This is a genomic window from Paenibacillus dendritiformis, assembly GCF_015845845.1.
Classification (GTDB): Bacteria; Bacillota; Bacilli; order Paenibacillales; family Paenibacillaceae; genus Paenibacillus_B; species Paenibacillus_B dendritiformis_C.
The window spans coordinates 63288-74026 of record NZ_LDIG01000113.1 but is presented as its reverse complement, the minus strand read 5'-3'; the positions used below and the strand labels follow the sequence as shown (position 1 = coordinate 74026).

The window sequence follows — 10739 nt, the reverse complement described above, 5'->3', positions numbered from 1 at the left end:
TTTTTAGAGCCGGAAACGTTTCTTCGACAAACTGTTGTTGTTTAACAGGGTCTGCAGCGGCAAGCGTATACGTCGGTTTCGTATAGCTCATGCCCATATGTTCCATCATCTTCGAAACGCCGCGCAGCGAATAGGTACATCCATACGTACGCTCAATGTAGTCTGCTATCAGTTGCAACGTCCAATTGAATTTGGCGGTGAATCCAACGTCTGCTGGCACCTGGTTCACAATGACTTGCTTCAATGCGTCCCGCTGTTCTTTCGTCAGGCGTGGGGATCGCCCGGGAGAGAATTGCATGGCCAAGCCCGACAACCCTTCTTTTTCATAGGCGCGGATGTAAAGGCGAATAGTTTTCTCCGAACGACAGATGATCGTGGCAATCTCGCGTACAGACTTGCCCATTAATCGTAAACGTACGGTTTGAAGTCGCTCGTACATGCGGCGATCCTTCGTCGTTCTTATTCGTTCTTCAACTGCAGCCAGCGCTTCCTTGTTATCCATCTCATTCACCGCCTCATTCAGGGTATTTCTGAATTCGACAATGATGGGACAAAACCCTCCTGTTATGGAAGTTCAATAGTTTATTCTATATAGACCAACTCCATAAAAAACGATACTATTTCCAGGGGTGTTGATATGGTTTGTTAGCTCTTCATTATAGTGAAACAAATTACGTACAGAAGCGTCCACAAAAATTTGATTTCCGTACTTGGTGGAACGTTTTTCGAAACTTTGGGAATCATAATTTGCTGCAAAAACCGAGTTTGTTAAAAGAGTCGTAAATAAAAGCGTGAAAGTCAACAAGGTCATCGAGAGTTTTTTCATAAATCCTCATTCCTCCTCAATAAATTTTGTTTGCTCTTCACTTCGACTTACTTCTTCCTGAACTCAATTCAAAGTATATGATTTGTTTTTTGTCGAAAATCTTAAAGTTTGTACAGCTGATCCGACGTGTTTCGACATATTTTGGCATTTCTAGTCGAGCTTCGAAGCCAATGTATAAATCATTTAAAAGTTTTAGCATACAGTACATAACCAACGCTTTTGATAGTAACAAGAGGCTTTGGTTTTTTGGGATCATCCTCCATCTTCTTTCTAAGGCGATTAATATAGACATAAAGTTCTTGTCGGTCAAACAAATGATTTATTAGCCATCCACGTATGCTTTATTAACTGTTTGGTAGAAATAATTTGACCCGGTTTTATCGCAAATTGTTGTAATAGCCGAAGTTCTATACGAGACAAAGAACAAGGCAATCCCTTTTTCACCAAATTTGCTTATTCAAAATCAATATAACAATCTTCCTCGATAAAAAAACGATCATTAAACATGTTATCCCCCCTTTTTTCAGGTCCAGAAAACCTGCTCAATTTTCCGAGCCTCTACATAGTTATGTGATGCTGGGCGCCCTTATACATCAACTCCCATGGTTAACCACATCATTATTTTCCTTAAATTACCTTATTCATATTTAAGGAAAAATTAGATAATAATATGGATTTTTTATAAAAAAAGGACGCCTGCAAAAGGGCATCCTTGAGTCACAGTTAAACTCTTGAGTCCTACCGACCAAACTTCTTACCAACCATGGTCATAAACAAAATTAACATAGTTTGAAACAAAATCTGAAGGCTGCAGAAAAGTCGCGCTATTCGGTGCTCTATTTCCTGTGATTCCTTCATGAATACAGCAAGAGACTGCAGCCGTCAGGCGGTGCAGTCTCCATCCTTCCCTTGCTATAAACGCAATCATTCAACGCTTGGAGGCATACCATTCGTTGGCGGCCTTCACCATCGCTTCGCCGCCCTGAGCATACCATTCCGCGAGGAACTGATCATAATTGTCCAGCGGCTCTGCCCCGCTGATGAAGTTGATGAACGTGTCCTCCTGGAATTTGTTCAGCCGCTGCAGGTTTTTGGAGATGTCCGGAATCGGCGGCGCCGAGCTCATCGGATCGATAACGATCAAGCCCTCCGCATTCTTCTTGAAGGTGACGAAATAGTTTTCCACAACCGGATTTTTCTTGAGGCGCGCCTGCCAATACGTCGGATAATTGTTCTCGTCCACGCCCGTCAGGAAGGCGCTCGCATTGCTGCGCTCGTCCGCGAACTTCGGCATAATCGGCGTGTACACCCCGTTCTCGAACGTGTGGTGAACTCCTTCTTCCCCGATGGCAATGCCTTTGAAGATATCCTTATCGAATTTCAGATCGAGCCACTTGATGGCTTCTTCCTTATTCTTCGAAAACTTCGGCACCGCGATATAATAGTTGGTCGTATTGCCGGCCGATCCTACCCGCGCCACGCCCGCTTTGTCTTTCAGGACGGGCATAATCTCCAGCTTCGCCTCCGGGAAGTTTTTGGCCAAAGCGTTCACGAGATTCGGAGCGACCCACCATCCCGGACTGTACATGGCCGCCTTCCCGCTGGCCATCTTTTCGATGGATTTGTCCGCCGTGTTAATGCCCCATTCCGAGTCGATCAGCCCCTCTTGATACAGCTGTCTCATGAAGGCCAGGTACTCCTTCATCTCCGGCGCTTCGACGGAATGAATGATTTTGCCGTCCCGTTCCAGCCAGGCCGTCGTCAAGCCGAATACACTGGCGATGTCCGGATGGACAGGAGCCTTGCCGCCCGTCAGCGGAATGACATTCTTCTTCTCCTTGAACGCCCTCAGCACCGTGACCAGCTCGTCAAGATTGGTCGGCACCTTCAGATTCAGCTCATCGAGCCAATCCTTGCGCACGACGAGCGCATACGATGCCCCGCCATTGCCGCCGCCGGTCTCCGGGATGGCATACGTTTTGCCTTCATACTGCGCGCTGACCCAGGAATCGGGCCCGATCACCTGCTTCATGTTCGTGCCGTACTTCTCGATCAGATCGTCGAGCGGCTCCAGCGCTCCAGATGACACGAGCTGATAGTATTGCGCGGGCGCCAGCTTCAAAATGTCATACGGCTCCTTGTTCGCCATGAGCAGATTCAGCTTCTCGTCGGCGTTCTCCGCCGGAAGCATCTCGTATTTGACCGTATAGCCGGTCTTCTCCTTCAAATACTGGGCGACCGGGTCCCCGTTCGGCTCGAACCGATCGAACGGCATCAGCTGGCGGAGCTGCTTGCTGTATCCTTCCCCGCCTTCTGCGCCTTGACCCGACTTGGCGCCGCTGCAGCCGATAAGCGACAATGCCGTTATAATCGCCACCACCGAAACCCAAATCCGTTGACGCCGCATGAGCAATCCCCCGTTCTTTTTGATCTTGTGCGCACGCATACGTGCCTAGATGTTCATTCATGCGGTTAACCTTTAACGGAGCCAATTAACACCCCTTTCACGAAGTATTTCTGCAGAAATGGATAGACGAGCAGGATCGGCAAGGTCGCGACCAGAATCGAAGCGGCCTGAATCGCCTGCGGCGTCGAGTTCATGACGGCATCGATATTCGGCACATGCCCTCCATCCTGATAGGTGATGTTGGAGTGAATCAGCAGTTCCTTCAGATACAACTGAAGCGGTTTCAAATCCGGAGAATTGATGTAAATCATAGAAGCAAAATAATCGTTCCAGAAGCCAACCGCATAGAAGAGCGCGATCGTAGCGAACACCGGCAGAGACAGCGGAACGGTAATGCGGAACAAGATCGTCAGATTCGAGGCCCCGTCCATCTTGGCCGACTCTTCCAGTTCGTCGGGAAGCGATTCGAAGTAGTTTTTAATGATTAACATGTTGAATACGCTGATCATGCTCGGCAAAAAAAGCACCCATAGCGTATCGATGAGATTGAGCCGGTGCATAAGCAAATACGTCGGAATGAGACCGCCGCTGAACAGCATCGTGAACACGTACATGAGTATGAAAAACTTCCGTCCGCGCAGCCGCGGCTTGGACAGAGGATAGGCGGCGATCGCCGTCATGACGAGCCCCAAAGCGGTCCCCGCCACTGTAATGATGACGGAAACCAGGAAGGCGTTCATGAATTTGGCGTCGCTCAAGACGTACGCATACGTGCCGAACTGAATATCGACCGGGAACAACGACACCCGCCCCGACACCACAGCCTCTTCGCCGCTCAGCGATTTGGCGATCAAGTTGAGGAACGGGAACAGCGTTGTCCAGGACACGATGGCAAAAAAGAGATAGTTCAGCGCCTGAAAGATGCGCTCTCCCGTCGACATGCGGATCGCCGTCCGCACCCCTTTCGTCTTTCGACCGGTTTTCATGCCAGGCCTCCTTTCTTCGTCAGTCGTTCCGCTGCGGCTGCGTTCCCGCCCTAGCTCTGGCGTTCGGCTGCACCGCCCGCCGACGCGCCCCTACCAGATGCCGCGGTTCAGCAGACGCCGGCTAAGATAATTTCCGCCGACAATCAGAATGAAGCCGACAATGGAATCGAACAGTCCTACCGCGGCCGAGAAGCTGTAATTCTGTTCGCCGAGCCCGGTGCGGTACACATACGTTCCGATGACATCCGAGACATTATAGACGACCGGATTGTACATGACGAGAATCTGCTCGGTGCCGGCCTCCAGCATGTGGCCGAGCCGCAGAATGAACATAAGCAAAATGACCGGAACCAGACCCGGGAGCGTAATATGCCAGATTTGGCGGAACTTGTTCGCGCCGTCGATTTTGGCTGCCTCGTACAGCTGCGGATCGATGGAGCTCAGCGCCGCCAAGTAGACGATCGTGCCCCAGCCCGCCTCCTTCCAGCCGGCCGTGCCGACGAGCAGCCAGCGGAAGACGCTGTTGTCGAGGAAAAATTTGATCGGCTCTCCGCCGAACCATTCAATCATCCGGTTGACAAGCCCCCCGTTGATGGACAGCAAATCCATGAACATCCCGCTGACGATAACCCAGGACAGGAAGTGAGGCATGTAAATAATCGTCTGCACCGGTCGTTTGAACCACATTTTTGTCAGCTCGTTCAGCAGGATGGCCAGCACGATCGGAAGCGGAAACAGAAGCGCGATCTTCATCACCGAAATGATAAGGGTATTCCAGAACACCTGCGCGAACTTCGGCGAGTGGAACAGCCGCTCGAAATGCTGCAAGCCGACCCATGGGCTGTCCGCGATGCCGCTGAAAATGTTGAAATCCTGAAAGGCAATGACGACGCCGTACATCGGGGTATACTTGAACAAGAGCAAAAAAGCGATGCCCGGCAAAAGCGCGATATACAAGTCCCAGTCCTTGCGCACGTCGCTCCCCAGCTTGCGCCAGTAACGCTTCCTCTGCGGACGCGGAGCGGCGGCGATATCCGCATTTCTTATCTCCACTTGGCTTCCCTCCTCTCTTGCGGGCCCGTACCCCGTACCGGCTGCAATGTATTCCTGTATTACTAGCGTAAGGGAAGGCCGCTATCCAGAAAACGGGAAAGCCATGACTTCTTCTGGTAAATTGATGTCTATGGCCGTGAACGGCTTGCCCGTTGCCCGAAGGCATCCTCCGCTAGCCCCGCTTCCATTCGCTCGGCGTGACTCCCCAATATTTGCGGAACACCTTCGTAAAATAACTGACATCGCGGAAGCCGGCGGCTTGAGCGGCATCATACACCCGCTTCCCTTGAAAGAGCGCCTCCTTGGCCCGCTCCATCCGGCGCTCCAGCACATAGGCCGAGAACGGCTGCTCCATCTCCTGCTTGAACAGCCGGCTCAAGTAAGAGGCGTTAATGAACAGCCGATCCGCCACCCCTTGCAGCGACAGCTCGCCATGAAGCTCCCGCTCGATCAGCTCCTTCACCTCCGCCACGAGCCGATTGCCGCCGCGCCGCCTGACCAGGCAGGCTTGCGCGCCGATGCGTTGAATCACGCTCCGCATCCAGCCGCTCCATTCCTGCTTCGTGCGCAGCTCCGACGCATGATGGAACGATTCCGCCTCCTCCTCCATCACCTCATGGACCGACCATCCCTGCTTGTGCATCCACGTGACGATCCACGACTGCAGCAGCAGCATCTGCTCCTTGAGCGCCTCGGCCTGCTCGATGGCGCACACCTCGCCGATCCAGGCCTCCGCCGCCGCTGACGCCTGACGCTCGTCGCCGGTGCTCCAGGCGATATCCAGTTCCCGCATCCAGCGCTCGCTCTGGACGGCCGCCGCATCCGGCGGCGGTACGCTCCCGCCTTCGCGATACGGGATGACGAGGTCGCCCCCATGCACGAACCGCTGGCCCAGCGCGAACATCGCCTCCTTGTACAGGCGGGGCGCATCCTCCAGCGCTCCATGCGCCGAGCTGATGCCGGCGCTGGCCGTCAGCTTGAGCGATGTCTTGATATGCTCCAGCATCGCGCCCGCCATGGCATGGATGGCGATGACTTCGTCCCCGTCCGCCGGGCCGCCATCGCCGGGAGCATGCCGGAACAGAATGGCGATCGGCTTCTCGACATCCCGGCAGATCAAGGCCGAGCGGGCTCCCATCGAGCGGAGCGTCTCCTCGGCCACCTGGCCGACGGCAAAGTGAATCAACGCGGCATCTTCCCCGAATGCCTGCGCCCGCTCAGGGGGTACGGGATCGGGCTCCATCACCATCACCGCATAGCGCTCGTCCGCATTGAGCGTGATGCCCAGCTCCGCCATCCGCAGGCGGAAGGCCTCGGCAGACAGGCCTCCCTCGAGGCCCAGGCGCAGCGTACGCTGCTGCAGAGCCGGCAGATGGGCCTGCCATTGCTGGCGCAGCGAGGCATAGTCATGCTTGCGCTGAATCTCCAGGCGGCGTTCCGCGACCGCCTCCGCGACGGCCCGCACAATCGCATCCTGGCCCGCCGGCTTGAGCAAATATTGCTTGACGCCTAGAGCGAGCGCTTCCTGCGCGTACGGGAAGTGATCATGGCCGCTCAAAATAATGGCCTTCACCTCGGCATTCCAGGCCATCGCCTGCCGCGCCAGATCAAGGCCGTTCCCGTCCGGCAGTTGGATATCGACGAGCAAAATGTCCGGACGCTTCACCTGCAGCCACCGCCTGCCTTCTTCCGCCGTCGCGGCCGCGGTCACCCCGGTTATGCCGGCCTGCTCCCATGGCATTAACTCCGTCAAGCTGTGACGAAGCCGCGGTTCATCCTCGATGATTAACAAATTCATGCTTCTCCCTCCTGTCTCTTCCCAATAATACAGACCCCATATAATACAGATCGTGAATCCTATCCCCACCGCTCAGGTGAAAAGCCAATGCATTCTTTAAAATCCCGTGCCCCGCTTTCGGCACCCTTCCATACTCCGAGTCCAACACCGTCCTGGCATCAAGTCTTATCCCGTGCGCAGGGCCGTCTCGTTCGGCGCTCCCAGCGGAAGTATGAGCGTGACGGACGTGCCCTCTCCAGGAGCGCTGTCTATGCGGATGTCGGCTTGCGGGCCGTAATTCAGGCGCATGCGCGCCGCGACATTCCTTAGCCCATAGCCTGCGCCTGCGTGCCCATCCGGCTGCGCCTGATGCTGATCCGGCTGCCGCAGCACCTCCGAGAGCTCCCGCTGCAGCCGCTCCCTCGCCGCGGCCGGCATCCCCGCGCCCGAGTCGGTTACCGCGATGACCAGGGCCGGCCGCGTTCCGATGTCCTCCAGCCGCGTCGCCACGCGAAGCACCGCCTCCCGTCCCGACTTCTCCACGCCGTGGATAATCGCGTTCTCGACGACGGGCTGCACGAGCAGCTTGACGATGGGAAGCGGCTCCGTCTGCGGGTCGATGTCGTACTCGACCCGAAATTGATCCATGAACCGGAGCTGCTGAATGCGGATATACACATGCAGATGCTCCAGGCTTTCCTTGACGGTGAGCATATCCTTCCCCTTGCTGAGACTGAGCCGGAAAAAGCGGGACAGATTCAGGACCATCTCCGCGATATCCTCCGCCTCGGATTGCTGCGCCATCCAATAGATAGAATCCAATGTGTTGTACAGGAAATGGGGATGAATCTGCGACTGGAGCAGCTTCAATTCGGTATTGGCCAGCCTCAGGCTCTGCTCATAATGGTCCCGAATGAGATGCTGCTGCTTCGAGGCCATCTGATTGAACAGATCCGTCACAATGCCGAACTCGTCCCGCCGATCCGATTCGAGCCGCACGTCCAGATTGCCGCCGGTTATCGCCCGCATGCCGCGGGCAAGCTTTCGCAGCGGCGCGGCGATTCCGGTATAAATGCTGAAAGCCATAAGAACCGCAAGCACGATGCTGAGCGCGATGATGAACACGGCATAATGCTCCAGCTTGTAGGATTGCGCGAAGATTTCGCTTTTGGGCTGGGCCAGCGTCAGAGTCCAGCCGTAGTAGGGCGATGCCGCGCGGATCAGCACTTGATCGCCCTCCTCGGCATGCGCGGCGTAGCTGTCAACCGATGCGGGCCGCCGGCTTGTCCCCGTGACCCACTTCCCATCGGCCGTATACAGATGCAGCTCGGACCGGGGCGAGGGCAGTAGAGAGCGGATATATTGCTGCAAGCGCGCCGTATTCAGGCTAATAATAAGCGCATGCCGCTCCCGATCCGGGTTATAAATATCCATCGATCGCACCACGGCCAGACTGTCGACGCCGAAGACTTGACCGAACGGCTTCCCTCCGCCGATGCGTTCGTCCGGCTGCATGAACACAATGCCCGTCCCCATCCCGTTCAGCGTCTGCCGCAGCCAGATGCGCTCATTCGCCCGATCGACAGGCAATACGCCATGCGCCGTAGAGATGACGGCATTGGAATGATCATGATAGACGGCAATCTGGGAGAACATCGGATGAATGGACAGGAAGTCGGAGAACTGGCGCTTCATGCGGGCGAAGGCCATCACCTCCTGGGGCCCCAGCACGCGATTGGCTTGATTCAGCGTGGCGACGATCTCCGGATCGGTCGACAGCATGGCCGACACTTCCTCCACGTTTTGCAGCACGAGCTCGATATTGTCCATCAGCGCGTGCATGGCGCTTTCCGTCCGTGCTGTCGTCTCGGACAGCAGCAGTTGCCGCGATCGCTCATTCGAGAACCATCCGGTTAGCGTCAGCGGAACAAGAATGAGCACAAAATAAACGGTCAAGCGCCACTGAATGCGTTGGCGGAATCGATTAGAAAGCTCCCGAAGCATGGGGATCACTCCCTTTCCGCAAAGAACCGTGCACATCGCTCACCGCTTCGCGAGCCGGCTGATTCCGGCTGAACTGGTACCACGCATTCGCCTCGCGCGTCATCTCTTCCCCGCCTTCGGCCAGCCACTCGGCCGCATATGCATCGAAATCATCCAACGGACGCTCGCCAAGCACAATCTCGATCAGCCGATCGTTCTTCTTCGCCAGCATCGGCGCATAGCGGGTCATGGCCGGAGTCGGAAGCGACCGAAAAGCGTTCGGCATCACATGAGGAGCAATATGCTGGAGGTTATCGTACAAGCGATAATGCAAGCCCAGCGAATCCAGCCGGCTTCGGATGTAGCCGCTCTCGGGAATATCGGCCAGATTGGCGTACAGGCCCCGGTATTGATCCCGGTTATGCAGGCGCATGTCCGTCACCCGTCGGTCACCCTTCCATGCCCATACTTCCCCTTCGAAGCCGAACTTCAGCGTGTCCCTCCCCTCGCCGGCAATGAAATTCAACAGCTTCAGCACTTCAACCGCGTGCGGGCTCGTGGCGGGAATCACTTGATAGGAACGCACCGTCGGCAGCGCATATGTGCCGGCCCCGCCGGGTCCTTGCGGATACGGGAGCGTAATCCATTCCGCTTGCGGGTCGCGCGCCGCGCTTTTCTCAAGGACGCCGCGGGTGTCATACCATGTGCCGGTGAACAACCCAATCCGCCCTTCTATCACTTGCCGCTCCAGCCCCCGCTGCGTCTGAATCGGGAACAGCGGATCCACGAGCCCCTCCGCCACCAGCCCGCGGATGAAGGCGAGGGCGTCTTTCATTTCCGGCAAAATATTGGAATAGACGAGCTTGCCGTCCCGCTCTACCCACTGATTCAGCTGCACGCCGAATGCGCCGAACCACGGGGAGGATCGCCCGAAATCTTCAAAAAAGCTGGTGCCGTATGGATTCCGAATGCCATTGCCCTCCGGATCGAATGCGGAAAAAGCCCGCATTACGGCTACGATCTCATCAAGCGTCTTGGGCAGCGCAAGGCCAAGACGGTCCAACCAATCTTTGCGGATGTACATCATTTCCAATCCTTTCGCTTCGTTCAGACTCGGAATGGCGTACACTTGGCCGTTGAAGGATACCTGCTCCCACACTTCGGCGGGAACCCGTTCCTTCAACTGCGGAGCATAGCGTTCAATCAAATGATCGAGCGGAGCCAGCATCTGCTTGCGCGCGTAATGCGAGACCCAATTCGGATCGGAAATGCTGATCAGATCAGGCGTATGGCTCGACATCATCATTGCGCCTACCCGATCTTCATACCGGTGCCACGGAGGAATAATGACCTCTACCTGGAGCCCCGTCTCGTCCTCGATATACGACAGATACGGATTATCGTTCTCTGTCCACGGCTCGGGAAACTTGATCCCGAGACTGTTCATCACGATCGTGATCGAGGGGCCCGTTCGATCCCGCTCGGCCTTCATCCAATCCACGTTGGACGGATGGCAGCCGGCGAGCGACAGCGCCAACGAACAGCATGTCCAGGCTGCCAAGATGGACTTCCATTTGCCGCACATCGCCCTTACCAGGGTTGTAAGCGCATTCAACATTTTCTTTGATACCGTTGTTCCTTTATACTCCTGCACTCCTCTCTCTCCTTTCCTGTTGCTGAAGTTCACGGCTCCATGCCGCAATATAT

9 protein-coding genes are annotated in these 10739 nt (G+C 55.5%); all 9 read right to left on the bottom strand.

The window, feature by feature from the left end; all coding sequences use genetic code 11:
- Positions 1-502 (bottom strand): IS630 family transposase (locus tag ABD76_RS09915; RefSeq protein WP_197256132.1); only part of this gene is annotated, 502 nt, incomplete at its 3' end.
- Between the two features lie 72 nt (positions 503-574).
- The gene (locus ABD76_RS09910) at positions 575-826 is read right to left on the bottom strand and encodes a hypothetical protein (RefSeq protein WP_197256473.1); all 252 of its coding nucleotides are present in this window, start codon (positions 824-826) and stop codon (positions 575-577) included.
- Between the two features lie 179 nt (positions 827-1005).
- A complete protein-coding gene (locus ABD76_RS30920; RefSeq protein ID WP_197256470.1) occupies positions 1006-1140 on the bottom strand; it encodes a winged helix-turn-helix domain-containing protein in 135 nt (44 codons plus the stop codon).
- Positions 1141-1754: 614 nt separating this feature from the next.
- Complete coding sequence (locus tag ABD76_RS09895) at positions 1755-3233, bottom strand: extracellular solute-binding protein (protein WP_197256466.1); 1479 nt, start codon at positions 3231-3233, stop codon at positions 1755-1757.
- A 65-nt stretch (positions 3234-3298) separates the two neighbouring features.
- Positions 3299-4219, bottom strand: coding sequence for a carbohydrate ABC transporter permease (locus tag ABD76_RS09890; protein WP_197256464.1), 921 nt, complete (start codon positions 4217-4219; stop codon positions 3299-3301).
- 90 nt (positions 4220-4309) lie between these two features.
- A complete protein-coding gene (locus ABD76_RS09885; protein WP_197256462.1) occupies positions 4310-5272 on the bottom strand; it encodes an ABC transporter permease subunit in 963 nt (320 codons plus the stop codon).
- Positions 5273-5444: 172 nt separating this feature from the next.
- Positions 5445-7070 carry a response regulator gene (locus ABD76_RS09880; RefSeq protein ID WP_197256460.1) on the bottom strand — a complete coding sequence of 542 codons (1626 nt, stop codon included), beginning with the start codon at positions 7068-7070 and terminating at the stop codon, positions 5445-5447.
- A 165-nt stretch (positions 7071-7235) separates the two neighbouring features.
- Positions 7236-9053 carry a sensor histidine kinase gene (locus ABD76_RS09875; protein ID WP_197256459.1) on the bottom strand — a complete coding sequence of 606 codons (1818 nt, stop codon included), beginning with the start codon at positions 9051-9053 and terminating at the stop codon, positions 7236-7238.
- Positions 9034-10686: an extracellular solute-binding protein gene (locus ABD76_RS09870; RefSeq protein WP_197256457.1), complete on the bottom strand. Its 1653-nt coding sequence runs from the start codon at positions 10684-10686 to the stop codon at positions 9034-9036. The genes ABD76_RS09875 and ABD76_RS09870 overlap by 20 nt, the downstream gene beginning before the upstream one ends.
- Positions 10687-10739 lie beyond the last annotated feature (53 nt).

What these genes read in the sequence shown, in the direction of transcription:
- ABD76_RS09910 (WP_197256473.1), bottom strand. Translation starts at nt 826, where the DNA reads ATGAAAAAACTCTCGATGACCTTGTTGACTTTCACGCTTTTATTTACG.
- ABD76_RS09895 (WP_197256466.1), bottom strand. Translation starts at nt 3,233, where the DNA reads ATGCGGCGTCAACGGATTTGGGTTTCGGTGGTGGCGATTATAACGGCA.
- ABD76_RS09890 (WP_197256464.1), bottom strand. Translation starts at nt 4,219, where the DNA reads ATGAAAACCGGTCGAAAGACGAAAGGGGTGCGGACGGCGATCCGCATG.
- ABD76_RS09880 (WP_197256460.1), bottom strand. Translation starts at nt 7,070, where the DNA reads ATGAATTTGTTAATCATCGAGGATGAACCGCGGCTTCGTCACAGCTTG.
- ABD76_RS09875 (WP_197256459.1), bottom strand. Translation starts at nt 9,053, where the DNA reads ATGCTTCGGGAGCTTTCTAATCGATTCCGCCAACGCATTCAGTGGCGC.